The following is a 25,106-nucleotide window of genomic DNA, read 5'->3' as shown; positions in this document are numbered from 1 at the left end:
GCTTGGCCTCAGGGCGAGGCGGGGGCGGCGAAGGCGTAGAGGGGCAGGACCGGGCGCAGCTGGGGGCCGATCCAGAGCTGCGGCTCGGAGGGCGGGCTCACCCCCTCGGCCTGTTCCTTGTCGGCCACGCAGCGCCGGACCTGCGCCGCCAGGCCGCTGAAGTCGCCGCTGTCGTCGAGCGCGCCCAGGAAGCACTCGTCGAAGAAGGGGTAGCGGTTCGATTCTCCACAGCCGAAGGAGGTGCGATCGGGCCGGGCGGCGGTGAAGACCATGCGGTTGGGCTTGGCCAGGGCCGGAACGAACACGCCGGAGAAGCAGGCCGAGATCACCACCACGGTGGGCTTGGCCCCGCAGGTGTTGTCGAGCATCAGGCCGAGCAGCGACGGGGGCAGGATCTCGTCGTCGATCACGACCCCCTGGGGCGCCCCGTGCGAGGTGAAGTAGACGAAGCAGCCCGGCGCGCCGGCCGCGACCGCCTTCAGGCTCTGGTAGATGGCCTTGGGGGTCGCCAGCAGGGGCGTCGGCCCCGCCGGCTCGGCCCGCGGCCGGACCGACAGCTGGCGCAGCTGCGCCGAATCGAAGCCGAGGCCGGAAAGAGCGGCGGCCACGTCCCGGCGGGCGTTGTCAAAGGCGTCTGTCGGTCCGCCGTTGGCGGCGCGCCAGTCGCCGGCCACGACGATGGCGCCCCATCCGGCGAACGATGACTCCGCCGCGGCGGCGGTCGGGAGGACGAGGGCGAACAGGGCGAGCGCCGCGCCGCAGATCCGAACCCTCAGACCCGCGCGCCGCCCCACCGGGTCAGCTCTTGTAGGACTTGAACGGCGTCGGCATGGCCGTGCCCGTCGCCTTGGCCAGCAGCTTGCCGTCGGGGTCGTAGAGCTCGCCCTCGGTGAAGGCGACGCTGCGGCCCCACTTCACGACCCGGCCGATCCCCTTGATGGCGCCCGGCTTGGCGGGGCGCAGGAAGCTGGTCTTCATCTCCAGCGTCGGCGCCACGTGCGTCATGCCGGAGGCGACCATGCAGGCGACGCTCATGCACTCGTCGAGCATGGCGCACAGATAGCCGCCCTGAATCTGCTTCATCGGATTGAGCAGAAGCTCGGCCTTGGCGTCGAAGGCCACCTCGACCATCTTCTCCGCCTGACTGACGGCGACCATCTGGAAGCCCAGGGTCTGTGAGCCGGTCGGCTGGTTCTTGGTCCGCAGGAACCGGGCGAGGATGGCCTCGTCGGTCAGGGCTTCGGGCTCGGGCGCAGAGACGTCGCTCAAAGGAGGCTCACTTCTTCCGGAACTGGTCGAGGGAGACGACCTTCTCGGCCGGATCCGTCGGCGCGGGCGGGGGCTCGGACGGCTCTTCCGGCGCCGCGGCCGCCTCGCCCGGTTCGCCGCTGACCTCGAACTGCAGCAGGAACTGGACGCTGGGATCGTAGAACCGGGTCACGGCGGCGTACGGCACAGACACCCGCTTGGGCGAGCCGCCGAACTTGAGCGTCACCGAGAAGAAGGTCTCCCCCGGGGCCAGGTCCCAGTACTGGTGCTGAAGGACGATGGTCATCTCGTCGGGGTACTTCGACAACAGATCAGCCGGACCCGAAACGCCCGGGGCGTCGGTCTTGAAGGTGATGTAAAAGTGGTGGGCGCCCGGAAGGCCCTCGGGCGAGGCCGCACGCTTCAGCGCCGACTTCACCACGCCGCGCAGGGCTTCCTGGGCCAGCGCCTCGTAGTGCATCTGATCTTGGGCCGGCGGCTCTTGGGCCATGGAATCTCCACCGAGGACGGATGAGGTGTCCATCCGAAGGTAGCGTCTGCGTTCGACGGCGCAAGCGGGCGGCCCGACGCAGGCGCGCGATCTGCGCCGACTGACGCACCGGCGCCGCAGGCGCGCCGGCGGCAGGACGGAGAGGGAGGAAGAGTGGAGGGATTCTGTTGCCAGGCTCCCTCCGGCCCCGCCTAAGGATCTGAACCCCTAGGACTTAGGTCGGATGTCTCCGGACCGCATTACGCGGCCAGGCGAACTTCCTCAGCGAAGTTATCGTTCGCAGTTAGTTTAATGACCCGGAACGGTGGGTCAGGCCGAGAGAAAGCAACGCCTTTACACGTCTGTCGATGCTGATCGGCCCCATGCTTGCCCGGCGATAACCCGGAGAAGGTGTTGGTGGAGCCGCCGGGAATCGCACCCGGGTCCAGTCCGCTTATTTCGCGCGCGTTTATCCCCATAGTCCGGCGAACCGGACCTTTCGAATATAGGCCCCGGGGGTTGAGATTTAAAGACCGTCCCGTTGCGCGGCGGCGTCGGAGGGCTTGATCCGCCCATCCTGGGCGATCAGGCGCTGATAGGCCGCGCGTTCGCGGGAGAAATCGGCGCCGTCCTCGAACAGGACGTCGATCCGCGGCTCGTGGCCCAGGCCCGCCCCGATCACAGCCTCCAGTATGTCGGCCACCTGGCCCACCTCGGCGTCCTCGCAGTCGCGCCGCAGGGCGTAGCCGCCGTTCTCGGTCAGCAGGATCAGGTCGTAGGCCGCCCCCTCCAGGCAGATCGAGCCGACCGTGGCGGCCGACTCCTGGGCCACCACGTCCCGCGGCGTCGCCCAGGCCGACTGCTCGGCCAGGGCGATGAAGCGGTCGCCCAACTCGCGCGGCAGGACGGCGTCGAAGCCCACGCGACGGGAAATGTCCGGCGCGCAGCAGGCCAGGCCCGCCCGACCCTGCACGAAGACCTCTCCGTCGTTGCGGCGGATCACCCGGAAGACGCTCTGGCGCACGCTGTTGGAAGGCCGGCGCCAGACCTCCATCACCAGTTCGCCGCGGCGGACGACCTGGGTCTGCAGGGGCGGCAGGCCCCAGAGCCGGTAGAGGGTGGGTTCGATGGGCGTGACCGCCGGCGGCGGCCGGTCGCGGGGCAGGCGGCGCCCGCCGAGCGGATCGGCGGCTTCCGGCGGCTCAGGCCGCTCCGCCTCCCACCAGGACTGCGGATCGGGCGGGGGGAAGGCGTAGGCGTCCCAGCCCTCGATCGGCACGGCCTCGACGGCGCCGTCCGAAGGCGGCGCGTCCTGCGCGGCCGCGGCCGTGGCGGCGAGCCCGGCGGCGAGGGCCAGAGCGATGCGTCTGCAGGCGATCGGGCGACGCGCCAAGGGCTCCTCCCGGCTAGAAGGCCTCCGCCCCCCGGGTGATGGAAAGCACGCCGGTGCGCGACAGTTCCACCAGGCCGAGCGGCCGCATCAGTTCGGCGAACTTGTCGATCTTGCTGGGCGCGCCGGTGATCTCGAAGACGAAGCTCTCGTGGGTGGTGTCGATGACGCGCGCGCGGAAGATGTCGGCGACGCGCAGGGCCTCGACCCGGTCGGCGCCCGTGCTCTTCACCTTCACCAGGGCCAGTTCGCGCTCCAGGCCGTTGGGGTCGCGGGTCACGTCCTGGACGTGGCGGGTGGAGACCATCTTCTCCAGCTGGGCCTCGATCTGGCCCAGCACGTGCGGCGTGCCGCGGGTGACGATGGTCACGCGGCTGGTATGGGCGTTGCGGTCGGTTTCGGCGACCGTCAGGCTCTCGATATTGTAGCCGCGCGCGGCGAACAGCCCGACCAGCCGGTGCAGGACGCCCGGCTCGTTATCCACCAGCACGGCGAAGGTGGCCAGGGTCTCGGCCTCCTGCTTGTGGTCGAGGTCATATACGGAGGCGGGCTGGGGGTCGGGCATCGGGGTCTCTTCTCTCGGCTCGGCCGTTCAGGTGTCACAGGCGCAGGCCGAGGGCAACTGGCCCCCGGCCGCCGCGCCAGGTCTCACACCAGCCGTTTGCCCGCATCGTCGATGATGGAGCCGAGGTCGCGGGCCTCTTCGGCCATGATCATCTCGTTGTGCGCCTTGCCCGAGGGGATCATGGGGAAGCAGTTCTCCTCCTTGGTCACCCGGCAGTCGAAGAGGACCGGCTTCTTCACCGCGATCATCTCGGCGATCTTGTCGTCCAGCTCGTCCGGATGCTCGGCCCGCAGGCCGACGCAGCCATAGGCCTCGGCCAGCTTGACGAAGTCGGGCAGGCTCTCGGAGTAGGAGTGGGAGTAACGCTCGCCGTGCAGCAGCTGCTGCCACTGGCGGACCATGCCCATCCACTCGTTGTTCAGGATGAAGATCTTGATCGGCAGGTCGTACTGCACCGCCGTCGACATCTCCTGCATGGTCATCTGCACGCTGGCGTCGCCGGCGATGTCGATGACGAGCGAGTCCGGATGGGCGATCTGCACCCCGACGGCGGCCGGCAGGCCGTAGCCCATGGTGCCCAGGCCCCCGGACGTCATCCAGCGGTTCGGCTCCTCGAAGCGGAAGTACTGGGCCGCCCACATCTGGTGCTGGCCGACCTCGGTGGTGATGTAGACGTCCTTGTCCTTGGCGTGATGGTACAGCCGCTCGATGGCCTGCTGCGGCTTGATCAGCTTGGAATCGGGCGTGTAGGCGAAGCACTTGCGGGCCCGCCAGGCGTCGATCTGCTTCCACCAGTCGGCCAGCGCAGCCTGGTCCACCGACAGACGCATGGCCTTCCAGGCGGCGATCATGTCCTCCAGCACGCTGGCGGCGTCGCCGACGATGCCCACGTCGCAGCGGACGTTCTTGCCGATGGACGAGGCGTCGATGTCCACATGGATCTTGCGCGAGGTGGGCGCGAACGCGTCCAGGCGGCCGGTCACCCTGTCGTCGAAGCGCGCGCCCAGGGCCAGCATGACGTCGCAGTCGTGCATGGCGTTGTTGGACTCGAAGCTGCCGTGCATGCCCACCATGCCCAGCCACTTGGGGTCGGCCGCCGGGAAGGCGCCCAGGCCCATCAGGGTCGAGGTGACCGGCGCGCCGGTCAGCTCGGCGAACTCGCGCAGCAGCTCGGCGGCGCGGGGGCCGGCGTTGATGACGCCGCCGCCGGTGTAGATGATGGGCCGGCGGGCCTGGGCCAGCAGGGTGACCGCCTCGGCGATGCGGCCGGTCTCGCCCTTCACGCGCGGGCGATAGTCGTGGGCGTGGGTGACCTGCTCCGGACCCTGGTAGGGCGCCTTGGAGAACTGGACGTCCTTGGGGATGTCGATGACGACGGGACCCGGCCGCCCGGAGGTGGCGATGTGGAAGGCCTCGTGCATCACCCGCGGCAGGTCGTCGACATTCTTGACCAGGTAGTTGTGCTTGGTGATCGAGCGGGTGATGCCGATCGTGTCGCACTCCTGGAAGGCGTCGGTGCCGATCAGGTGGGTGGCCACCTGGCCGGTGATGACCACCAGCGGGATGGAATCCATCAGGGCGTCGACGATGCCGGTGATGGCGTTGGTCGCGCCGGGGCCGGAGGTGACCAGAACGACGCCGGGCTTGCCGGTCGACCGCGCATAGCCTTCGGCCGCGTGGGTGGCGCCCTGTTCGTGGCGGACCAGGATGTGGCGCAGGCGCGGCTCGGAGAAGAGCGCGTCATAGATCGGCAGCACCGCGCCGCCGGGATAGCCGAAAAGGACCTCTACCCCCTGATCGATCAGCGCGCGGACGACGATCTCGGCGCCGGTCAGGGTCTCGGCGTCGGTCTGGGTGGCGGTGATGGTCTGGTGGGCGGTCATGGCAGGGGCCTTCTGGGCTGGCCTTCAGGGCAATAAAAAAGGCCCTCGCGGGGGCCTGGTTCAAGCGACCTCGTTCGCGCTGATCGTTCGATCAGCCCGGCTAAGGTCGCCTCGGGATTACAAGAAGCTCGCGCACGCGGTTTTCTCCGGAAGAGAGATTTGGGCTCTTCGCATGCGTGCGCCCCCGCGTCAAGGCGAGGTCAGCGCAAGAAACTGCCCCCATTGGCCCTCGGCGTCCGCGGCGGTGATCTTCGGCCAATCGGGCGTCTGGTTGCGGAACCAGGTCGCCTGCCGCTTGGCGTAGCGGCGGGTCTCCTGCTGAGCTGCGGCCAGCGCCTCGTCCTTCGCCAGCTCGCCCCGGCGCCAGGCGGCGATTTCCCGCATCCCGAGCGCCTTCATGGCGGGCAGGTCCGGATCCAGCCTGCGCGCGAGCAGGCGATCGGCCTCCTCCACCGCCCCGCCCTCGAACATGGCCGCCAGCCGGGCGTCGCAGCGGGCGTAGAGCGCCGCGCGCGGCGGGTCGATGACGACGCCGCGCCAGCGTTCCGCGGCGATGGCGGGCGCGGTCTGGGACTGCAGGTCGGACAGGGCGGCTCCGCTCGCCGCCCAGACCTCCCAGGCCCGCGTCAGCCGCTGGCGGTCGCCGGGCGCGATGCGCGCCGCCGCCGCCGGATCGACGCCCGCCAGCCGTTCGCGGAACGCCGCCTCGCCCAATGCTTCGAAGTCCGCCGCCGCGGCCGCGCGGGTTTCGGGCGGCACGTCCGGCGCTTCGGCCAGGCCCTGCGTCAGGGCGCGGAAATAGAGGCCGGTGCCGCCCACGACGATGGCTTCGCGTCCGCGCGCGGCGAGATCCTGCAGGACGGGCAGGGCGGTCCGCAGCCAGCGGCCGACCGACCAGGCCTCGGCCGCATCGGCCACCCCGAACAGATGATGGCGCGCCTGCGCCTCCTCCTCCGCCGTGGGCCGGGCGGTCAGCACACGCAGGTCGGCGTAGAGCTGCATGGAGTCGGCATTGACGATCTCCGCGCCGCGCTCGCGGGCCAGCCGCAGGGCCAGCGCCGTCTTGCCGCTTGCCGTCGGGCCGCCGATCAGCCAGATGCGGGGCTCCATGGAACTCGCAGTCACCCTCGTCAGCCCGGACGCGGCCGCGCCCTCCGCCGCCGTCGCCGAACTCGCCCAAGCGCTCGCAGGCGTGCGCGCCCGCGTCAAGGAACCCCGACCGCTCGGCCCGGGGGCGCTCGACCTCTCCGTCGAGGCCGAGGCCGTGGCCCCGGTGCGCGAAGCCGCCGAGCTCCTGCTGGCCGGCCGCGCCATCGATGTCTGCGTCCAGCCCTGGAACGGCCGGCGCAAGCGGCTGCTGATCGCCGACATGGATTCCACCATCATCGGCTGCGAGTGCATCGACGAACTGGCCGACTTCGCCGGCGTGAAGGCCAAGGTGTCGGAGATCACCGAACGGGCCATGCGCGGCGAACTCGACTTCGAAGGCGCCCTGCGCGAGCGGGTGGCGATGCTCAAGGGGCTGCCCCTGGCCGATCTGCAGCGGGCCTATGACGAGCGGGTCCGTCTGAATCCGGGCGCGCGGACCCTGGTGCGCACCATGGCGGAGAACGGCGCCCGCTGCGTGCTGGTCTCCGGCGGGTTCACCTTCTTCACCAGCCGCGTCGCCCAGGCCGCCGGCTTCCACGCCAACCGCGCCAACACCCTGTTGGAGAACGGCGAAGGGCTGGCGGGCCTGGTCGGGGAGCCGATTCTCGGTCGTGAGGCCAAGCTCGCCGCCCTGCGCGAGGAAATCGCCGCCCTTGGCGCCGACCCTTCCGCCGCCCTGGCGGTCGGCGACGGGGCCAACGACCTGGCGATGATCGAAGCGGCGGGCCTGGGCGTCGCCTATCGCGCCAAGCCGGTGGTCGCCGCCCAGGCGGACGCCAAGGTGGACCATTCCGACCTGACGGCGCTGCTCCATTTCCAGGGCTACCTGGCCGAGGAGTTTGTCACCGATTGAAGCGCGGTGTGACTTCGATCCCGCCGCGGTTCGGCCTATGAGCCCGCCATGACCCTGCCGCGTCCCGTCTCCGCCGTCGTCTTCGACATGGACGGCCTGCTCATCGACAGCGAACGCCTGATCCTCAAGGCCATGGACGAGGCGGCCCGCGCCATCGCACGCGAACTGCCCTTCGAGGTGTTCCAGCAGATGGTCGGCCTGACCCACGCCCACAGCGACGCGATCCTGGTCGAACACTTCGGCGAGGGCTTCGTCCTGGCCGACTACCACGCCGATGTGCGGGCGCGGCTGAACGACGTGCTGGCCGCCGGCGTCGCCCTGAAGTCCGGCGTGGTGGAGATGCTGGACCACCTCGACTCGGTGGGCGCGCCGCGGGCCGTGGCGACCTCCTCCGGCCGGAACTCGCTCGAGACCCACCTCGGCCATGCCGGCCTGCTCGACCGCTTCGACGCCTTCATCACCCGCGAGAGCGTCACCAACAGCAAGCCGCACCCCGAGCCCTATCTGAAGGCCGCCGAGGCGCTGGGCGTCGATCCCGCCCACTGCGTCGCGCTGGAGGACAGCCACAACGGCGTCCGCGCGGCGGCGGCGGCCGGCATGATGACCATCATGGTGCCGGACCTGCTCGATCCCACCGAAGAGATGCGCGGCCTGTGCGTGCGCATCGCCCGCGACCTGCACGAGGTGCGCGACCTGCTGCAGGTGATGGTCCGCAAATGAAAACGGCCCCCGATCGGATGATCGGAGGCCGCTTCGTCTGGTTCTGAACCCGCCGATCAGCGGGCGCCCGGTCCCCGCTCGAAATAGCGGAAGAACTGGCTGTCGGGCGACAGCACCATGGTGGCGTCCCCCTGGCCGATGGAGGCCTCATAGGCCTGCATCGAACGGTAGAAGGAGGCGAAGCCGGGATCGCGGCCGAAGCTCTGGGCGTAGATCCGCGTGCGCTGGGCGTCGCCCTCGCCTCGAATCTGGTCGGCCTGTTCCTGGGCGGTCGCGAGCGTGATCGTCACTTCCTTGTCGGCGTTGGCGATGATCTCGCGCTTCTGCTGTTCGCCGACGGCGCGGACCTGGGCGGCTTCCTGCTGACGAGAGGTCTCCATCCGACGATAGACGGCCGCCTGGTTGGCCTCCGGCAGGTCGGCGCGGCGGATGCGCACGTCGATGACGGCGATGCCCAGCCGCGAGGAGTCGGCCCGGGCCTTCACATCGGCCAGGGTCCGCTGCATCACGCCGCTGCGGGCGCCGGAGATGATGTCGTTCGACGTCGCCGAACCCAGCACCTGCCGAAGCGAGGAGTTGACCAGCCGCTGGATGCGGTCGCGGGCCGTGCGGTCGTCGCGCAGGGTGCGGTAGTACTGCAGCGGATCCTCGATCCGGTAGCGGATGAAGGCGTCGACCACCAGGCGCTCCTGGTCGGCGGCGATGATCTCCTCCTCCTCGGTTTCGAGGGCGAGGTTGCGCTTGTCGAAGGTCAGCACCTGCTCGAGGAAGGGGACCTTCATCTTCAGGCCGGCGGCGGTCTCAGGGCCGGCGTTGATCACCCGGACCGGGTCGCCCAGGCGGACCACGACCGCCTGCTCGCGCTGGTTCACAACGAAGAAGGTGTTGGCCAGGACGATCAGAACGACGACGGCGCCGATCAGGTAGGGGATGTAGCGACGGTTCATTGCGCGTTCCTCGCGCCGGGCGCTTCGTTGCCGGTGGCCACCGGGCCCTGCGGCGCGGCCGGGGCTGCGCCGCGCGGGCGGAACACGTCCGGAGGCAGGATGATCGGGGCGGTGGCGCCCTGTGAGTCGATGATCACCTTGTTGGAGTTCTCCAGGACCCTCTGCATGGTCTCGATATAGAGACGCTCGCGCGTCACGGCCGGGGCGGCGCGATACTCGGCGTAGATCTGGTTGAAGCGCGACGCTTCACCGGTCGCCTCACGCACCGCCTGTTCGCGATAGCCCTCGGCGGCCGAGACGATGCGCGCGGCGTCGCCCTTGGCCTCGTTGATCACGCGGTTGCGGTAGGTGTTGGCCTCGTTGACCGCCGACTCCGCGTCCTGGCCGGCATTGGCCACTTCGCGGAAGGCGCCGACCACTTCCTGCGGCGGGTTGGCGTTGCGGATCTGGACTTCCACCACGCTCACGCCCGCGCCCCAGGAATCCAGGGTCTGCTGCATCAGCTCGGCGGCCTGGGCCTGCACCTCGCCGCGGCCGCGGGTCAGGATCGATTCAAGGTCCGAGCGGCCGACGACCTCGCGCATGGCGCTCTCGGCGACGGCCTTCACCGCCTCTTCCGGATCGCGAATGGTGAAGATGTAGCGGGCCGCGTCGGCCACACGCCAGGTGACGCTGAAGTCCAGGTCGACGATGTTCTCGTCGCCGGTCAGCATCAGGCTCTCTTCCGGCACGTCCGCGCCGTCGGCGCCGCCGATGTCGATGCGGTTGAGCGAGGTGACCGCCACCTTCTCCACGCGCTCGATGGGCGCGGGCAGATGGTAGTTGAGGCCCGGCCCCGCCGAGCGGCTGTAGGAGCCGAAGGTCGTGACCACAGCCTGCTCGTTGGGCTGCACGAGGTAGAAGCCCGAAAGCGCCCAGAGCGCGAAGGCCACGCCGGCGACGGCGGCCACCGCGCCAGGGCGAACACCGTCACCGCCAGGGCCGCCGAAGAAGTTGCGCAGCCGCGCCATCAGGCGTTCGAGCAGGGCGTTGAGGTCGGGTTGGGGGCCGCGCGGGCCGCCAGGTCCGGGCCGCCGGGGTCCGCCCGGTCCGCCCGGGCCTCCCGCGCCGCCGCCGCCACCGCCTTGCGGCGGGGGATTCCCCCAGGGACCGGGGTTCACATTGTCATTCCAGGGCATTCGTTCTGTGCGTCGTCTTTCTGGGTCGCGTCGTTCTAGGGACGTCTCGTGTCTCGGCGCGGCCGCGATCGTGGGTCCGCCGAGGCGGACTTGTAAACCGGCGCTGTCAGCCGGATATGAGACGCCCTAGCCGCCAAAGCAAGCCGAAGACGACATGAACCAGACCCCCAAGCCCGATCGCGACGCCGTGCTGGCCGCCCTCGACCAGGTGCGCGATCCGCGAACCGGCAAGGGCCTGGCGCAGGCGGGCCTGGTGCAGGGCCTGGTGCTGCGCGAGGACCGGGCGGGCTTCATGCTGGAGGCTCCGGCTGGCCAGCTCGAGGCCTATGGCCCGGTCCGGGAAGCCGCAGAACAGGCGCTTTTGAGCGTTCCGGGCGTCGCGCGGGCCCAGGTGGTTCTGACCAACGCCGAGGGCTCCGCCGAACCCCCGCCGCCGGCGCCGGGAGTCACCCGCGTGCGCAAGGGCGCGCGGCTGGCGCCCGATCCCCAGGCCCGCCCCGCGCCGCCGGCGGACGCCGTTCGTCCGCCGCATGTGCGGCGCGTGGTCGCGGTGGCCAGCGGCAAGGGCGGCGTGGGCAAATCCACCACGTCGGTCAATCTCGCGGCGGCCTTCGCGGCGCTCGGCCTGCGGGTGGGCCTGCTGGACGCCGACGTCTACGGCCCCTCCGCGCCCCGCATGCTCGGGGCCGACGGCGATCCCGAATACCATCCCGAGAAGAAGCTCATCCCCCTCGAAGCCTGGGGGCTGAAGGTGATGTCCATCGGCTTCCTGGTGGACGAGGATGCGCCGATGATCTGGCGCGGTCCCATGGCCTCCTCGGCCGTGCGCCAGATGATGCACGAGGTGGCCTGGGGCTCGGAAGAGGCGCCGCTGGACATTCTGGTCGTCGACCTGCCGCCGGGCACCGGCGACATTCAGCTGACCCTGATCCAGAAGATGAAGCTCGACGGTGTGGTCATCGTCTCCACGCCGCAGGAGGTGGCGCTGATCGACGTGCGCCGCGCGGCCTCCATGTTCCAGAAGACCGGCACGCCGATCCTGGGCGTGATCGAGAACATGGCCTATTTCGCCGATCCCTCGACCGGCGCGCCGATCCCGATTTTCGGCCAGGGCGGCGCGGCCAGGGAGGCCGAGCGGCTGGGCGTGCCCCTGCTGGCGGAGATCCCCATCGACGTGGCCCTGCGGCAGGCCTGCGACGACGGCCGGCCTCTGACCGCCGTCGCCCCGCAGAGCGTCCCGGCGCGCGCCTTCCGCCAGGCGGCCGAACGGGTCCGCCTGGCGCTGGAGCGTCAGCCGGCCTAGTCGGCGCGCCGGGGCTCCACCGGCACGTCGGGCAGGGTGGCCGACAGGGTGAGGCTTTCGGTGATGGGCTCTTCCATCTCGATGGCGCGGTCGCGGGCGTCCAGCCTCTCGCGGATCTCGGCGTGGCGCTCGGCGTTCAGCCCATAGCCGAAGAAGCAGGCGCCGCCGACGAGCACGAAGACGATCGGCGCGAAGAGGTAACACATCTCCAGGCCGAAGATGGCCTCGGGCGTGTTCACCGCATTGTCGGCGGCGTTGTAGCCGACCAGCGACAGGACCGGGAAGATGATGCCGACCGAGATGGCCGCGCCCACCTTCTGGGTGCTGGTCACCATGGCGTAGAGCAGGCCGACCTGCTCCTTGCCCTGTTCCAGGCGGATGGCGTCGCCGACGTCGGCGACCATGGCCCGGACCAGCAGGATGAAGGCGCTGGAGGTGAAGCCCACGGCGAACATGCCGATCGCGGTGGGGACGAACAGGGCCTTGGGAATGGCCATCAGGATGGTCTGGAAGACGGCGTAGCAGACCGCCGCCCCCATCAGGGTCTGGTGCTTGCCGAACCTCTGGGCGATGGCCGCCCAGACCGGAGCGCCCAGCAGGCCGGCGCCGATGAAGGGCACCAGCAGGATCGAGGTTTCGGCGTAGGTGAAGCCCTTGGCGTCGTGGAAGAAGAAGACGTAGATCGCCGCCGTCGTGCCGGGGCCGAGCGCCAGGGCGAGGTCGGCGGCGATCAGCCGGACCATCTCGGGGCGCTTCAGCGCCTGCCAGTACTCCTTCAGGTCGAAGGTCTCGCGGGCCGTCTTGGGCGCCACCTTCTCCGGCGAGAAGAGCACGCAGAGCGCCGTGGTCAGCGGAATGCCGATGATGATGATCCAGCCGATGGTCGGCATGCTCTCGCCCGTGCCGGGTTCAACGCGGCCGCCGGTCAGCACGGGCAGCAGCAGCAGGCCCACCGAGCCGGCGACGCCGACCGCGTGCATCCAGCCATAGACGCGCGAGCGGTCGTGATAGCTGGTGGCGATGGCCGCGGCCCAGGCGGCGTGGGCGAGCGTCAGGATCGACAGGGCCGCATAGATCACCAGCAGCCAGAGGATCAGATAGCCTTCACCGGCGCCCACCGGCGGGTTGAACAGCTTGTAGACCCCCAGCATCATCACCGGGACGCCGGCGATCATCCATGGGCGGTAGCGGCCGATGGGCGTGCGGGTGCGGTCCATCACCGCGCCGATGAAGGGGTCGAAGGCGATGTCGATCAGGCGGACGATAGTGAAGGCTGCGCCCACCGCCACCAGGCTGATGCCGATATGGCCGGCGAAGTAGCGCGGCAGGAAGACGCCGAGCGCCAGGGCCAGGACGGTGACGGGAACGCCGGTGGAGGAGAAGGCGAGGACGGCGGGCAGGGACAGGCGTCCCGCCCCGGCGGACGCTGTCGCGCCCCTGGCGGCTGAATTCACTGGAACGTCTCCAAATCTATCGTTTTGGCGTCGTCCCGAGGGGAACCGCGAGGCGGCGCGATTATGCGCGCAAGAAGACGCCCGCGCGCGGGGTTCCGCAAGCGGGCGCCATCAAAAAACACTGGTATTTCAGCTCTGTCGGGGCTCGACCAGCGGGGTGGGGATGGACGGCTCGCCGGCCAGCGTGTCGATCACCGGCGCCTGGTCGTAGAGGGCGTCGCGTTCGTCGAGCGCGTCGCGGATGCGGCTGTGCTCGTCCTCGCCCAGCTTGTATCCGATGAAGCAGAGGCCCCCCAGGGCGACGAAGACGATGGGGCCGATCAGGAAGGCGAGTTCCAGGCCGCGGATCGCCTCGGGCGTGTTGACCGCCCCGTGGGTGGCCTCGTAGCCGACGCGCTCCAGCACCGTGAAGGTCAGGAAGATGGCCAGCGCCCCGGAGATCTTCGAGGTCAGGGTCGTGATGGCGTACAGCAGGCCCGAGCGTTCCTTGCCCTGCTCCAGCCGCACCTCGTCGGCGACGTCGGCCGTCATGGCCCGCGTCAGCACCTGGAAGCCTGCGGCGAGGAAGCCGGCCGTGAACATCTGGAAGGCGCCCACCAGCAGGTCTCCCTTGGGCAGGAAGGGCAGGACGACGAGCGAGACCGCGTAGCCCGTCGTCGCCACCATCACCGCCCGATGCTTGCTGATCCGCATGGCCAGGCGGCCGAGCAGGGGCGCGCCGGCGAAACCCGCCAGGATGTAGACGCCGAGAAGGCCGCTGGCCTGGCTGGTCGTGAAGCCGCGGCTGTCGGTGAAAAAGAAGAGGTAGAGGGCGCTCATCCAGCCCGGGCCGAGCGACAGGCAGAGGTCGGCCAGCACGATGCGGCCCATGGAGGGGCGCACGATCAGCCGCCAGTACTCCTTCAGCTGGAACTGCTGGCCCGGTACGTCGGGGGCGATCTTCTCGGGCGTCACCGCCACCACCAGCCAGACGGCGAGGGGGGTGAGCATCAGGACGAACCAGCCCATGGCCGGGACGCCGGCGCCTTCCTCCATGCCCAGGGCGGCGACCAGGAAGGGCATGCCCAGCACCAGCACAGACCCCATCACCCCGACGGCGGTCATGATGGCGAAGACTCGCGAGCGATCATTGTACCTGGGCGCCAGAGTCGCGGCCCAGGCGGCGTGGGAGAGGTGCAGGATCGAGGTGCCGAGATAGAGCACCAGCAGCCAGAAGATCAGACCGCTCACGCTGCCCGAGGGCGAGATGAACAGCATGTAGATGGCCAGCATCAGGACAGGCGCGCCGATCACCGTCCACAGACGGTAGCGGCCGAACCGCGTCCGCGTCCGGTCCATGGCCAGGCCGAGCAGCGGGTCGAGCGGAATGTCGATCAGCCGCACCAGGGCGAAGGCCGAGCCGACGGCGGCCAGGCTGATGCCGATCTCGGCGGCGAAGTGCCGGGGCAGATAGACCGCCATGGCGATGGTCAGCGCCGACAGCGGCAGGCTGGTGCAGGCGAAGGCAAGAATGGTGGACAGCTTCAGCTGTCGCGAAGTGGCAGCCGCGGCTGCGTCTGTCTGGGCCACGCGGGCGTCTCCCCATGTCGATTGGTGACGCCTCTGTCGGGCGCATCCTTGGGCCTAGGTTACGCGCGATAACCTATGCCAAGGCAAGGGGATTCACGCAGGCCGCGCCCCAAAACGAAAACGGGCGGCCGCTGGGGCCGCCCGTTCGCGAATAGGCCGAACGCTCAGGCGGATCAGCCGCCCGACATCTTGCGGAAGAACTTCTGGCTCTGCTCGCCGCCGGCGTTGTAGGCCTGCTGGCCTTCGGGGTCGGTGATCTTCGACCAGTTGTCGCGCACCTCTTCGACCGACAGGCCGCCCTCGCCGAGATAGACGCCCTCGGTCTCGTAGATGCGGGCGAGCGCGAAGGCGCCGGCGCCGGCGGTCAGGATGGCGCCCGTGGGGGCCTCTTCCGAGCAGAGATAGACGACGCCCGGCGTGACGTATTCCGGCTTCAGCCGCTCCAGCACCTGGGGAGGCATCAGGTTCTCGGTCATCCGCGTGGCGGCCACCGGGGCGATGGCGTTGACGTGGATGTTGTTCTTCTGGCCCTCGAGGCGCAGCGTGTTCATGAAGCCGATGACGCCGAGCTTGGCCGCGCCGTAGTTGGACTGGCCGAAGTTGCCGTAGAGGCCCGAGGAGGAGGTCGTGCAGACGATGCGGCCGTAGTTCTGCTCGCGCATGATCTCCCAGACGGCCTTGGTCGGCTTGACCGTGCCCATCAGGTGGACGTTCACCACCAGTTCGAAGTCGGCCATCTCCATCTTGGCGAAGGTCTTGTCGCGCAGGATGCCGGCGTTGTTGACCAGGATGTCGATGCGGCCCCACTGGTCCATGGTCTGCTTGACCATGTTGGCCACGCCGGCGTCGTCGGTGACCGAGGAGCCGTTGGAGATGGCTTCGCCGCCGGCCGCCTTGATCTCTTCGACCACGGCGTCGGCCGCCGCCGAGGAGCCGCCCGAGCCGTCGACCGAACCGCCCAGGTCGTTGACCACGACCTTGGCGCCGCGCCGGGCCAGTTCGAGGGCGTGCTGACGGCCCAGGCCGCCGCCCGCGCCGGTCACGATGGCCACTTTGCCGTCGAAGCGGATGTCCGCCATGGAAGTCTCCCGAGATCAGGTGAAGGAAATCGGGCGCGGTTGTGCGCGGCCAAACCCTGTGGCGTCAAGGCGCTGCTGCGCTGCGGCGCGCGGCGCTCAGCTCGCCTGGGCCAGCTGCGCCCCCTCGCGCAGGAACTTCACCAGCACCCGCTGGCCCACCAGGAAGGGCGCGCCGTCGGCGCTGACCACCACCTCGACCACGCGATCGTCGGTCCGCTCGGTGGGGTCGTCGGAGACCAGCTTGCGGGCGCCGAACACCGCGGCGCGGCGGATGACCTTGCCCTGATAGGTCTCGGCCGGATCGGCCTCGGAGGCGATCTGCACCGTCTGGCCGACCTCCACGTGGGGCAGGGCGCCCTCGGCGATCTCGGCCCGGACGATCCGTTGGCCGGCGGGCTCCAGGTCGAACATGGTCGAGACGTTCAGGGTGGAGGCGCCCGAGCCCGGATTGGCGTAGCGGCGCACGATGGTGCCGTCGGCGGGCGCGCGGATCACCGTCAGCTCCAGATTGTAGTTGGCCTCGGCCAGCCTCGCCTCGGCGGTCGCCACGGCCGCCCGCTGGGCGCGCAGACGGGCCTCGGCGGAGCGGATCGCATCCTGCGCCTGGTCGAGCCTCTGGCCGGCGACGAAGTTGGAGGGCGCGAGCGCCTTCAGCCGCTCGTACTCCCGGTTGGCGGTGGAGATCTCGACCTGGGTGAGCGCGATCTGGGCGCGCGCCTGCTCGACCTCGGCGGCCGCGCGCTGCGCGGACAGTCGGGGCTCGTCGTCCTCGAGCCGGGCGAGGATCTGTCCCTGGCTCACCTGATCGCCTTCCTGGACCAGGACCTGGCGAACGATGCCGGCGCTGCGGGCGGCGACCTGGATCAGGCCGCCTTCCACGTCGGCCTTGCCGTTGGCGATGGCGACGAAGGGGCTCTGCGGCGCGGCCTTGGCCGCCTGGGCGGCTTCGGCTTCCTTCTTGTCCTGCGCCTGGCTGGCGAGGACGAAGGCGCCCCCGCCCAGCACCAGGACGGCGGCGGCGGCGAACCAGACGGTCTTGCGTCGGAAAAAGGCGGGCATGTCGTTCAGGCCTCGATCAGGGAGGGTTGCGGGGCGGCCGAGGAGCCGTGCGCCGTGCGCCGGTCGTCCAGGATGCGGCCGTCCTCGATGTGGATGATGCGGTCGGCGTAAGCCTCGAGCCTTGGGTCGTGGGTGACGCAGATCACCGCCGCCCCGTGCGCCTTGGCGGCCCGCTGCAGCAGCTTGATGACGATCTGGCCGTTCTCGCCGTCCAGCGCCGAGGTGGGCTCGTCGGCGAAGAGCAGGCGAGGCGACTTGGCGAGCGCCCGGGCGATGGCCACGCGCTGCTTTTCGCCGCCGGAGAGCTCCGCCGGCCGCATGTTCAGGCGGTGACCCAGGCCCACCTCCTCCAGCGCCGTGCGGGCCCGCCGGCGCGCCTCGTCCTTGGTGAGGCCGGTGTGCTTCAGCACCGTGGTCACCTGGTCCAGGGCCGAAAGCGCCGAGAACAGGTTGAAGCCCTGGAAGATGAAGCCGCAGTGGTCGAGCCGGAAGCGGTCGATCCGGGCCGTCTTCAGGTTCCACAGGTCCTGGCCCAGCGCGGTGACCTGTCCCTCGTCCGGCCGCAGCAGGCCCGACAGGCAGGCGACCAGGGTCGACTTGCCCGAGCCGGACGGCCCCATGACCATGGTCAGGTCGCCGTGGCGGGCGTCGAAGTCCACCGACTTCAGCACCTCGATATAGGTGCGGCCGGTCTTGAAGCGCTTGGTGAGGCCGGTGGCGCGCAGGGCGTCGCCGTGGGGGAGGGGAGGGCTCATCGCAGCAGGTCCGCCGGTTGGCTCTTCTTGAGGACGCCCAGGGACATGAGGCCCGAGGCGAGCGAGATGAACAGCAGAAGGATGGCGACGCCGGTGACCCAGCCCACCGGGAAGCCCATCGGCATGCCGGCGCCCTTGGCCAGGAGCGAGATCAGGAAGGTGAAGACCGCTGTGGCGGCGAGCCCCACCAGCCCGACCCAGAAGGAGAGCTCCAGCACGATCAGGCGCAGCGATCCCATGGAGACGCCCAGGGCCCGCAGGCTGGCGAATTCCTTGATATTGGCCAGGATGGCGCCGCGGAGCGTCTGGGAGGTGATGCCGACGCCGATCAGGAAGCCGAGGAAGACCGAGAAGCCGAGCATGATGCCGATGATCTGCTCCTTCATCAGCGCCCCCTCGTTGGCCTTGGCGAGTTCGGCGCGCGTCCAGGCGCGGTAGCGGTCGTCGGCCACGGCGTTGAGCTGGTCGCGGACGATCTCGGCCCGGGCGGGATCCTTGAGCTGGATCATCAGAGGCCCGACCTTCTCGCCATCGTCGGCCATGCCGAGCAGGCGGAGGGTGTCGCGGGAGACGACCACCGAGGGCTGGTTCACCGACGGATAGCCATCGAGGAAGGCGCGGATATGAACCGTCTTGCCGTTGATCGTCGCCTGGTCGTTCAGCGTCACGCCCAGCCGCGCCTGACTGCTCCGGTCGATGACGGCCGCGTAGGGCTCCAGCAGGGCGATCCGCACCTCCTCGGGGTAGTCCACCGGCAGGGTGACGGCGCCGGGCGTGGTGTCGACCACGTCGACCTGAACGAACTGGGTGACGCGTTTTTCGCCCTCCTCGGGCGTGTTCATCCAGCGGCCGCCCGCGCCGTCGAGGGCGGCGACGGCCACGACCTCGGGATGCAGGTACATCTGCGGCAGCAGCCTGCGCGGCAGGCCGTTGGAGCCGGAGTTGATCAGGCTTTCGGACTGGGCGGGCAGCACCATCAGGTCGGCGCGCGAGCGGTCGATGGTGGCGGTCGCCGCCTGCACGATGCCGGTGAACATGCCCACCTGGGCGAGGATCAGCAGGCCCGAAAACGCCAGGGCGATCACCGCCGCCAGATAGCGCCGCCATTCGTAGATCAGTGTGGCCAGAGCCAGTGACATGCCCGTCCTCCTCGCGCCCAAGGAGTGGCCGCGCCGGGCGCTCAACCCAAGTTAAATCGAGGTAAGGCGGCGCTCGGCCGGTAGCCATCGACTGTGACGCCTGTTACGGCGGACAAAACGGGCCCTTTCAGGGCCCGGGTCTTCCGCGAAAGGCTTGCTTCATGCTCCGCTCCGCTCTCGCCGCCTCCGCCAGCGGCGTCGTCCTTCTCGCCCTTTCGGCCGTCCCCGCCGCCGCCGACGAGGGCATGTGGACCTTCGACAACTTCCCCGCCGACAAGGTGGAGGCGGCCTATGGCGTGAAGATCGACCAGGCCTGGCTCGACCGGGTGCGCTCGGCGTCCGTGCGCCTGACCAACGGCTGCTCGGCCTCGGTGGTCTCCGGCCAGGGCCTGGTGCTGACCAACCACCACTGCGTGGTCGAATGCGTCCAGGACCTCTCCAGCGGCGAAACCGACTATGTGCAGTCGGGCTTCCTCACCGCCAGCCGGGAGGAGGAGCGCAAGTGCCCCGGCATGCAGGCCGAGATCCTCGTCGAAAGCCGCGACATCACCGACCAGATCCAGCTGGCCGGCGAGGGGCTGGACGGCCAGGCCTTCGTGCGCGCCCGCGACGCGGCGATCGCCAGGCTCGAGCAGGAAGGCTGCGCGGGCGACGACCGCTATCGCTGCCAGGTCGTCAGCCTCTACCGCGGCGGCCAGTACCGCCTCTACAAGTACCGCAAGTACGCCGACGTGCGCCTGGTCTTCGCGCCGGAGTTCGCCACCGCCTTCTTCGGCGGCGATCCGGACAACTTCAACTTCCCCCGCTACAACCTCGATGTCGGCTTCGTGCGGCTCTACGAGGACGGCAAGCCGGTGGCCACGCCCCAGCATCTGACCTGGGTCGCCCGTGCGCCGAAGGCCGGGGAGGCGACCTTCGTCTCCGGCAATCCGGGCTCGACCGACCGCCTGCTGACGGTGGCCCAGCTGGAGACACAGCGCGACCTGGCCATCCCCGTCGGCCAGCTGCAGCGCTCGGAGCTGCGCGGCCGGCTGATCCGCTTCTCCGAGGAGAGCGCGGAGAACAAGCGCATCGCCACCGATCCGCTGTTCGGCGTCGAAAACAGCTTCAAGGTCTTCTTCGGCCGGCAGTTCGCGCTGAACGATCCGGACTTCATGGCCGCCAAGGAACAGGCCGAGGCCGAGCTGAAGGCCCGCGTGGCCGCCGACCCGAAGCTGAAGGCCGAGATCGGTGATCCGTGGGCCGAGGTGGCGGCGGCGCAGCGCGCCTATGCCGACAACTACCTCCGCTATCGCCAGATCGAGGCCGGGGCGGGCTCCTATTCGGACCTCTTCGACTATGCCCGGGCGCTGGTGCGTGCGGCTCAGGAGCGCGAGAAGCCGAACGCCGAGCGCATGGCCGAGTTCGCCGAGGCGCGCCTGCCGCTCCTGGAGAAGCAACTGCTGGACGAGCGTCCGGTCGATAAGGCGCTCGAGGAGCTCTACCTCTCCTTCTGGCTCTCCAAGACTCGGGAATACCTGACCACCGACGATCCGGCGACCAAGCTGCTGCTGGGCAAGGAGAGCCCGGAGGGCCTCGCCGAGCGCCTGGTGGCGAGCTCCAAGCTGGACGATCCGGCGGTGCGCAAGGCGCTGTGGGAGGGCGGGCTTTCCGCCATCCAGGCCTCCGAAGACCCGATGATCCAGCTCGCCCTGCGCATCGATCCCATGGCCCGCCAGGTGCGCGAGACGTGGGAGACGGAGGTGGAGGCTCCGACCGCGCAGGCCGCCGAACGGATCGCCGCCGCCCGTTTCGCCGCCTATGGCGACCAGGTCTATCCCGACGCCACCTTCACCCTGCGGCTCTCCTACGGCCAGGTGAAGGGCTGGACCTATCGCGGCCAGACCGTGCCGGCGACCACCACCTTCGAAGGCCTTTATGAGCGCGCGACGGGCGCGGAGCCCTACCAGCTCGCCCCGCGCTGGGTGGCGGCGAAGGACAGGCTCGACATGGACACGGTCTACAACTTCGTCACCACCAACGACATCATCGGCGGCAATTCCGGCTCGCCGGTGGTCAACGCCCAGGGCGAGGTGCTGGGCGCAGCCTTCGACGGCAACATCCATTCGCTGGGCGGCGCCTACGGCTATGACGGCGAGATCAACCGCACGGTCGTCGTCGCCACCGCGGCGGCCACCGAGGCCCTGCAGAAGGTCTATGGCCGCGAGGCGCTCGTGAAGGAGCTGATGGGCCGCTAGTCGCGGTCGGTCGCCTCAGCCTCGTCGAGGCGGCGGTTCAGGGCCTGGACCGCCGTCCTCAGGGCGATGATCTCGGAGAGGTCGCCGCCCAGCCGGCAGGCGATGGCGGCGGGCACGCCCCGAGCCTCGGCGCGCAGGGCTTCGCCCGTTTCCGTCAGGCTGATCCGCACCCGCCGTTCGTCGGCCGGATCGCGGGCGCGCGTGACGAGGCCCGAGGCCTCCATGCGCTTGAGCAGCGGCGTCAGCGTGCCGCTGTCGAGGCCCAGCGCCTCGCCCAGCTCGCCCACCGTGCGCGGGCTCCGCTCCCAAAGTCCCAGCATGACCAGGTACTGCGGATAGGTCAGGCCGAGGGGCTCCAGCAGGGGCCGGTAGAGCCGCGTGATGCGGTTGCTCGCGCCGTAGAGGGCGAAGCAGAGCTGCAGGTCGAGGCGGAGAGGATCGACCCCTCCGCCCGCCGCTTCAGCTTCGCTGGTCGTCTTGCTCACAACACCGCCGTGGTCAGTTCCACGTCGATATTGCCACGAACCGCGTTGGAGTAGGGGCAGACCTGATGGGCCGTCTCCACCAGTCCGCGCGCGGCGGCCTCGTCGAGGCCCTCCACTTCCGCATCCAGCTTGACCGCCAGCTTGAAGCCGCCGCCGTCGCGCGGGTGCAGTTGAACGGTGGCGGTCACCGAGGCGTTCTTCAGACCGAGCTTCTGTTGCCGGGCGACGTAGCGCATGGCGCTCTCGAAGCAGGCGGCGTAGCCGGCGGCGAAGAGCTGTTCAGGGTTGGTGCCGTTACCCTTGCCGCCCAGTTCGGGAGGCATGGCGAGGTCGACCTTCAGCAGGCCGTCGGGCGTTTCGGCGTGGCCGTCGCGGCCGCCGACGGCGCGAGCGCAGGTTTCATAGATGGCGGACATGGGCATCTCCTTTGATAGTGCACAATTAGATTGTGCGCAATATAACGTGCCGCAAGGGTGGGCGCCCGACTTTCTGCGACCTCTCCGCCCTTGCGCGCGGAGAAGGCATCCTTTTCAAGGGGTTCACGAAGCCGTCGCGACTCGGGCGCCGGGCTTGAAGGATGCTTGATGTTCCGGCCGGAAAACGCCCAGAGCCTGCTGGGGCTCTCCCTCGTGCTTCTCGTCTGCTGGGCCCTGTCGGAGGACAGGTCCCGTTTCCCCTGGCGTCTGGCGCTCGGCGCCCTGGCGGTGCAGGTGGTGCTCGTCCTGCTCCTCTTCGGCCTGCCCGGCGCCCGCTCGGTGGTGCGCGCGATCAATGACGGCGTCGACGGCCTGGCCGCGGCGACGGCCCAGGGCACGCAGTTCGTCTTCGGCTACATGGGCGGCGGCGCCCAGCCCTATGAGGTGACCAACGAGAGCGCGCTCTTCGTCTTCGCCTTTCAGGTCCTGCCGCTGATCCTGGTCATCTCCGCCCTGTCGGCCCTGCTCTGGCACTGGAAGATCCTGAAGTGGGTCACCCGCGGCTTCGGCTTCGTCTTCCAGAAGACCATGGGCCTGGGCGGCGCCTCGGCTCTGGCCGTGGCGGTGAACATCTTCCTGGGCATGATCGAGAGCCCGATCGTCATCCGCGCCTATCTCGACAAGCTGACCCGCTCGGAAGTCTTCCTGATGATCGTGGTGGGCCTGGCCACCGTCGCCGGCTCGACCATGGTCGCCTACGCCACCATCCTGCGCGAAGTGCTGCCCAATGCGGCGGCCCACGTGCTGGTCGCCTCGATCATCTCCGCCCCGGCCGGCGTGCTGCTGGCCCGCATCATGGTGCCGGAGAAGAAGGGCGTCGGCGGCTACTACGCCGACTATGGCTCGCTCCTGAAGTACGACTCCTCCATCGACGCCATCAGCAAGGGCACGATGGACGGACTGACCGTGGCCCTGAACATCTCGGCCATCCTGATCGTCTTCGTCTCCTTCGTGGCCATCGCCAACGGCCTGCTCGGCGTCTTCCCCGACGTGGCCGGCGCGCCGATCTCGGTGGAGCGGATCCTGGGCGTCGTCTTCGCCCCGCTCGCCTGGCTGATCGGGGTGGAGTGGTCGGAGGCGCCGCGCGCCGGCTACCTCCTGGGCGTCAAGCTGATGCTCACCGAGTTCATCGCCTTCATCCAGCTGGGCGGGGTGCCGCCCGAGGAGATGGGCGAGCGGACGCGCATGATCATGACCTATGCGCTCTGCGGCTTCGCCAATATCGGTTCGGTGGGCATCACCGTGACCGGCATGGGCGTGCTGATGCCCGAACGCCGAGCCGAGATCATCGGCCTGGTGTGGAAGGCGCTGCTGGCCGGGTTCCTGGCCACCTGCATGACCGCCGCCGTCGTCGGCGCCATGCCCCGCGAGCTCTTCGGCCTGTGACCGCGACGGCTTGACCGCCGCAGCGTCACGGCGCCTCTTTCGGCGGCCAGTCCGGGAGGAACCAGATGAAGCTCTATGACACCCAACTCGCGCCCAATCCGCGTCGAGTCCGCCTGTTCATGCACGAAAAGGGCATCAACGACGTCGAGATCGTCTCGGTGAGCCTGCTGGAGGGCGCTCACAAGCAGCCCGACTACCTGCAGAAGGCCGGTCTGGCCAACGTCCCGATGCTGGAGATGGACGACGGCACCTGCATCACCGAGTCGCTGGCCATCTGCCGCTATCTGGAGAGCGTCTATCCCGAACCCAACCTGATGGGCCGCGATCCCAAGGAGACGGCGATCATCGAGATGTGGACCCGCCGGGCCGAGATGCTGGTGGCCACGCCCCTGATGATGGCCGTCCGCCACGGCCACCCGGCGCTGGCGGCCCTGGAGAAGCAGAACCCCGCCATCGGCGAGTACAACGTCGAAGCCGGGACCAAGGCGCTGAAGGTGTTCGACCGCCGCCTGGCCGAGAGCGAGTGGATCGCCGCCGACCGCCTGACCATCGCCGACATCGTCGCCTTCGCCTCCATCGACTTCGCCCGGATGATCAAGTTCCGGCCGCCGGAGGAACTGACCCATGTGAACCGCTGGCTCGAGGCCATGCGGGCGCGCGAGTCGGTGCAGACCGCCAAATGAGGCGGCTGATTCCGGCCCTGGCCGCCGTTGCGCTGCTCGCCGCCGCCGCGCCGGCGCTGGCCCAGGATCTGAGGGTGACCCGCGCCGACGGGACCTCGGCCGCCGTCACGGCCGCCGCCCTGGCCGACCTGCCGCGCGCCACCGTCACCGTGGCGGGCGGTTCCGGTTCGCAGGTCTATGAGGGGCCGGCGCTCGCCTATGTCATGCGGGCGGCCGGCCTGCCGGTCGGCATGCGCGCGCACGGCGAGCCGATGAAGGGCTATCTCGTCGTCCGCGGCGCCGACGGCTATGCCGCGGTGCTCTCGGCCGCCGAGGCCGACAAGGCGCTGCACGAGGACGTGGTTATTCTGGCCGACCGCCTCGACGGCCAGCCCCTGCCGGACAAGGAAGGCCCCTGGCGGCTGGTCGTCGACGACGACATCCGTCCCTGGCGCAGCGTCCGTCAGGTGGTGGCGATCGACCACCGTTTGGCGGAATAGGATTCGACCCTTACGCCCTCGGATAGAGGATCACCTGGGTGCAGCGGAAGGCCGCCATCAGCTTGCCGGTGGCGGCGTCTTCGACGCGGGCGTCCCAGACCTGGGTCGTGCGGCCGCCGTGCAGCATGGTGGCCGTGCAGAGGACCTCGCCCTCGCGCAGCGTGCCGACGAAGTTGCACTTCACCTCCGCCGTGGTGAAGCCGCTCGCCCCCTCCGGCCAGGCGGTGGAGACGCCATAGGCGCAGAGGATGTCGGCGACCGACAGCACCGCGCCGGCGAGCAGGAAGCCGGTGTGCGCCACCAGGTCTTCGCGCACCTTGAAGCGGCCGACGACCTTGCCGTCGCCGACCTCGACGATCTCCAGGCCCAGGTGGCCGGGCAGCTTGCCGAGATTGGCGTCGTTGAGGCGTTCGCGGCTGGTGTTGTTCGTCGTGGCGGGCATGGCGACAGCTAAGCTGGAAACATGCGGCGACGCCAGCGTGGGATGAGGCCGATGGGCCGCAGACCCCCTCAGCCGCCTTCGGCGCCAGCTCCCCCTGGAAGGGGGAGCATCTTGCGCCGAGCTGGCGACGACCGCTG

General features: G+C 69.7%; 25 protein-coding genes and 1 other RNA gene. 7 read left to right on the top strand and 19 right to left on the bottom strand.

Annotated elements, in window-relative coordinates; translation table 11 throughout:
* Positions 1-8: 8 nt before the first annotated feature.
* The 8 genes from H2041_RS09980 to miaA form a co-directional block, all read right to left on the bottom strand.
* Positions 9-794 carry a C13 family peptidase gene (locus tag H2041_RS09980; protein ID WP_293412172.1) on the bottom strand — a complete coding sequence of 262 codons (786 nt, stop codon included), beginning with the start codon at positions 792-794 and terminating at the stop codon, positions 9-11.
* Positions 795-798: 4 nt separating this feature from the next.
* Positions 799-1,269, bottom strand: coding sequence for a PaaI family thioesterase (locus H2041_RS09975; protein WP_293412170.1), 471 nt, complete (start codon positions 1,267-1,269; stop codon positions 799-801).
* A gap of 7 nt (positions 1,270-1,276) precedes the next feature.
* A complete protein-coding gene (locus H2041_RS09970; RefSeq protein ID WP_293412168.1) occupies positions 1,277-1,759 on the bottom strand; it encodes an SspB family protein in 483 nt (160 codons plus the stop codon).
* Between the two features lie 152 nt (positions 1,760-1,911).
* Positions 1,912-2,273: a transfer-messenger RNA gene (ssrA, locus tag H2041_RS09965) on the bottom strand.
* Entirely contained in the window at positions 2,265-3,131 is an 867-nt protein-coding gene (locus H2041_RS09960) for a hypothetical protein (protein WP_293412166.1), read from the bottom strand. The genes ssrA and H2041_RS09960 overlap by 9 nt, the downstream gene beginning before the upstream one ends.
* A 13-nt stretch (positions 3,132-3,144) precedes the next feature.
* Positions 3,145-3,693, bottom strand: coding sequence for an acetolactate synthase small subunit (gene ilvN, locus H2041_RS09955; RefSeq protein ID WP_293412165.1), 549 nt, complete (start codon positions 3,691-3,693; stop codon positions 3,145-3,147).
* Between the two features lie 83 nt (positions 3,694-3,776).
* The gene (locus H2041_RS09950; RefSeq protein WP_293412163.1) at positions 3,777-5,576 is read right to left on the bottom strand and encodes an acetolactate synthase 3 large subunit; all 1,800 of its coding nucleotides are present in this window, start codon (positions 5,574-5,576) and stop codon (positions 3,777-3,779) included.
* Between the two features lie 189 nt (positions 5,577-5,765).
* Positions 5,766-6,686, bottom strand: a complete 921-nt coding sequence (miaA, locus tag H2041_RS09945) for a tRNA (adenosine(37)-N6)-dimethylallyltransferase MiaA (RefSeq protein ID WP_293412161.1) — start codon at positions 6,684-6,686, stop codon at positions 5,766-5,768.
* Between miaA and serB the strand changes: the two genes are divergently transcribed.
* The gene (serB, locus tag H2041_RS09940) at positions 6,685-7,578 is read left to right on the top strand and encodes a phosphoserine phosphatase SerB (protein WP_363244860.1); all 894 of its coding nucleotides are present in this window, start codon (positions 6,685-6,687) and stop codon (positions 7,576-7,578) included. The genes miaA and serB overlap by 2 nt on opposite strands.
* A gap of 48 nt (positions 7,579-7,626) precedes the next feature.
* The gene (locus H2041_RS09935) at positions 7,627-8,298 is read left to right on the top strand and encodes an HAD family phosphatase (protein WP_293412159.1); all 672 of its coding nucleotides are present in this window, start codon (positions 7,627-7,629) and stop codon (positions 8,296-8,298) included.
* 56 nt (positions 8,299-8,354) lie between these two features.
* On the opposite strand, the gene hflC is transcribed toward H2041_RS09935, so the two are convergent.
* Positions 8,355-9,245, bottom strand: coding sequence for a protease modulator HflC (gene hflC / locus H2041_RS09930; protein ID WP_293412157.1), 891 nt, complete (start codon positions 9,243-9,245; stop codon positions 8,355-8,357).
* The gene (hflK, locus tag H2041_RS09925; RefSeq protein ID WP_293412155.1) at positions 9,242-10,255 is read right to left on the bottom strand and encodes an FtsH protease activity modulator HflK; all 1,014 of its coding nucleotides are present in this window, start codon (positions 10,253-10,255) and stop codon (positions 9,242-9,244) included. The genes hflC and hflK overlap by 4 nt, the downstream gene beginning before the upstream one ends.
* Before the next feature lie 322 nt (positions 10,256-10,577).
* Here hflK and H2041_RS09920 point away from each other — a divergent pair, with 322 nt between their 5' ends.
* On the top strand, positions 10,578-11,726 hold the full coding sequence (locus H2041_RS09920; RefSeq protein ID WP_293412153.1) for an Mrp/NBP35 family ATP-binding protein: 1,149 nt from the start codon (positions 10,578-10,580) through the stop codon (positions 11,724-11,726).
* Here the strand turns inward: H2041_RS09920 and H2041_RS09915 are convergent.
* From H2041_RS09915 to H2041_RS09890, 6 genes are all read right to left on the bottom strand, one after another.
* A complete protein-coding gene (locus H2041_RS09915) occupies positions 11,723-13,180 on the bottom strand; it encodes an MFS transporter (RefSeq protein ID WP_293412151.1) in 1,458 nt (485 codons plus the stop codon). The genes H2041_RS09920 and H2041_RS09915 overlap by 4 nt on opposite strands.
* A gap of 129 nt (positions 13,181-13,309) precedes the next feature.
* Complete coding sequence (locus tag H2041_RS09910; protein ID WP_293412149.1) at positions 13,310-14,749, bottom strand: MFS transporter; 1,440 nt, start codon at positions 14,747-14,749, stop codon at positions 13,310-13,312.
* A 173-nt stretch (positions 14,750-14,922) separates the two neighbouring features.
* Complete coding sequence (locus H2041_RS09905) at positions 14,923-15,828, bottom strand: SDR family oxidoreductase (RefSeq protein ID WP_293412147.1); 906 nt, start codon at positions 15,826-15,828, stop codon at positions 14,923-14,925.
* Positions 15,829-15,924: 96 nt separating this feature from the next.
* Positions 15,925-16,887, bottom strand: coding sequence for an efflux RND transporter periplasmic adaptor subunit (locus H2041_RS09900; RefSeq protein ID WP_293412145.1), 963 nt, complete (start codon positions 16,885-16,887; stop codon positions 15,925-15,927).
* 5 nt (positions 16,888-16,892) lie between these two features.
* Positions 16,893-17,642, bottom strand: a complete 750-nt coding sequence (locus H2041_RS09895) for an ABC transporter ATP-binding protein (RefSeq protein WP_293412143.1) — start codon at positions 17,640-17,642, stop codon at positions 16,893-16,895.
* A complete protein-coding gene (locus H2041_RS09890) occupies positions 17,639-18,781 on the bottom strand; it encodes an ABC transporter permease (RefSeq protein ID WP_293412141.1) in 1,143 nt (380 codons plus the stop codon). The genes H2041_RS09895 and H2041_RS09890 overlap by 4 nt, the downstream gene beginning before the upstream one ends.
* Before the next feature lie 161 nt (positions 18,782-18,942).
* On the opposite strand from H2041_RS09890, the gene H2041_RS09885 reads away from it, so the two are divergent.
* A complete protein-coding gene (locus tag H2041_RS09885) occupies positions 18,943-21,018 on the top strand; it encodes a S46 family peptidase (RefSeq protein WP_293412139.1) in 2,076 nt (691 codons plus the stop codon).
* On the opposite strand, the gene H2041_RS09880 is transcribed toward H2041_RS09885, so the two are convergent.
* Entirely contained in the window at positions 21,015-21,503 is a 489-nt protein-coding gene (locus tag H2041_RS09880; protein WP_293412137.1) for a MarR family winged helix-turn-helix transcriptional regulator, read from the bottom strand. The two genes, H2041_RS09885 and H2041_RS09880, sit on opposite strands and share 4 nt — an antisense overlap.
* Positions 21,500-21,919: an organic hydroperoxide resistance protein gene (locus H2041_RS09875; protein WP_293412136.1), complete on the bottom strand. Its 420-nt coding sequence runs from the start codon at positions 21,917-21,919 to the stop codon at positions 21,500-21,502. Before H2041_RS09875 ends, H2041_RS09880 begins: the two co-directional genes overlap by 4 nt.
* Positions 21,920-22,087: 168 nt before the next feature.
* On the opposite strand from H2041_RS09875, the gene H2041_RS09870 reads away from it, so the two are divergent.
* The 3 genes from H2041_RS09870 to H2041_RS09860 all read left to right on the top strand — a co-directional run bounded on the left by H2041_RS09870 (position 22,088) and on the right by H2041_RS09860 (position 24,527).
* On the top strand, positions 22,088-23,365 hold the full coding sequence (locus tag H2041_RS09870) for a nucleoside transporter C-terminal domain-containing protein (RefSeq protein WP_293412135.1): 1,278 nt from the start codon (positions 22,088-22,090) through the stop codon (positions 23,363-23,365).
* A 65-nt stretch (positions 23,366-23,430) separates the two neighbouring features.
* Positions 23,431-24,048, top strand: coding sequence for a glutathione S-transferase (locus H2041_RS09865; protein ID WP_293412134.1), 618 nt, complete (start codon positions 23,431-23,433; stop codon positions 24,046-24,048).
* Positions 24,045-24,527, top strand: a complete 483-nt coding sequence (locus H2041_RS09860; protein WP_293412132.1) for a molybdopterin-dependent oxidoreductase — start codon at positions 24,045-24,047, stop codon at positions 24,525-24,527. Before H2041_RS09865 ends, H2041_RS09860 begins: the two co-directional genes overlap by 4 nt.
* Before the next feature lie 10 nt (positions 24,528-24,537).
* Here the strand turns inward: H2041_RS09860 and H2041_RS09855 are convergent, their stop codons facing one another.
* Complete coding sequence (locus tag H2041_RS09855) at positions 24,538-24,969, bottom strand: PaaI family thioesterase (RefSeq protein WP_293412130.1); 432 nt, start codon at positions 24,967-24,969, stop codon at positions 24,538-24,540.
* Between the last annotated feature and the right edge of the window lie 137 nt (positions 24,970-25,106).

Source organism: Phenylobacterium sp., assembly GCF_013911965.1.
In the GTDB taxonomy this organism is placed as follows: Bacteria; Pseudomonadota; Alphaproteobacteria; order Caulobacterales; family Caulobacteraceae; genus Phenylobacterium.
This window is presented reverse-complemented; position numbering and strand designations above follow the sequence as displayed.

Excerpts from the sequence above, each read along its gene's own strand:
- serB (WP_363244860.1), top strand. The coding sequence starts at position 6,685 with ATGGAACTCGCAGTCACCCTCGTCAGCCCGGACGCGGCCGCGCCCTCC.
- H2041_RS09905 (WP_293412147.1), bottom strand. The coding sequence starts at position 15,828 with ATGGCGGACATCCGCTTCGACGGCAAAGTGGCCATCGTGACCGGCGCG.
- H2041_RS09860 (WP_293412132.1), top strand. The coding sequence starts at position 24,045 with ATGAGGCGGCTGATTCCGGCCCTGGCCGCCGTTGCGCTGCTCGCCGCC.
- H2041_RS09895 (WP_293412143.1), bottom strand. The coding sequence starts at position 17,642 with ATGAGCCCTCCCCTCCCCCACGGCGACGCCCTGCGCGCCACCGGCCTC.
- H2041_RS09920 (WP_293412153.1), top strand. The coding sequence starts at position 10,578 with ATGAACCAGACCCCCAAGCCCGATCGCGACGCCGTGCTGGCCGCCCTC.
- H2041_RS09885 (WP_293412139.1), top strand. The coding sequence starts at position 18,943 with ATGCTCCGCTCCGCTCTCGCCGCCTCCGCCAGCGGCGTCGTCCTTCTC.
- hflK (WP_293412155.1), bottom strand. The coding sequence starts at position 10,255 with ATGGCGCGGCTGCGCAACTTCTTCGGCGGCCCTGGCGGTGACGGTGTT.
- H2041_RS09900 (WP_293412145.1), bottom strand. The coding sequence starts at position 16,887 with ATGCCCGCCTTTTTCCGACGCAAGACCGTCTGGTTCGCCGCCGCCGCC.
- H2041_RS09950 (WP_293412163.1), bottom strand. The coding sequence starts at position 5,576 with ATGACCGCCCACCAGACCATCACCGCCACCCAGACCGACGCCGAGACC.
- H2041_RS09865 (WP_293412134.1), top strand. The coding sequence starts at position 23,431 with ATGAAGCTCTATGACACCCAACTCGCGCCCAATCCGCGTCGAGTCCGC.
- H2041_RS09870 (WP_293412135.1), top strand. The coding sequence starts at position 22,088 with ATGTTCCGGCCGGAAAACGCCCAGAGCCTGCTGGGGCTCTCCCTCGTG.
- hflC (WP_293412157.1), bottom strand. The coding sequence starts at position 9,245 with ATGAACCGTCGCTACATCCCCTACCTGATCGGCGCCGTCGTCGTTCTG.
- ilvN (WP_293412165.1), bottom strand. The coding sequence starts at position 3,693 with ATGCCCGACCCCCAGCCCGCCTCCGTATATGACCTCGACCACAAGCAG.
- miaA (WP_293412161.1), bottom strand. The coding sequence starts at position 6,686 with ATGGAGCCCCGCATCTGGCTGATCGGCGGCCCGACGGCAAGCGGCAAG.
- H2041_RS09855 (WP_293412130.1), bottom strand. The coding sequence starts at position 24,969 with ATGCCCGCCACGACGAACAACACCAGCCGCGAACGCCTCAACGACGCC.
- H2041_RS09935 (WP_293412159.1), top strand. The coding sequence starts at position 7,627 with ATGACCCTGCCGCGTCCCGTCTCCGCCGTCGTCTTCGACATGGACGGC.
- H2041_RS09890 (WP_293412141.1), bottom strand. The coding sequence starts at position 18,781 with ATGTCACTGGCTCTGGCCACACTGATCTACGAATGGCGGCGCTATCTG.
- H2041_RS09875 (WP_293412136.1), bottom strand. The coding sequence starts at position 21,919 with ATGTCCGCCATCTATGAAACCTGCGCTCGCGCCGTCGGCGGCCGCGAC.
- H2041_RS09970 (WP_293412168.1), bottom strand. The coding sequence starts at position 1,759 with ATGGCCCAAGAGCCGCCGGCCCAAGATCAGATGCACTACGAGGCGCTG.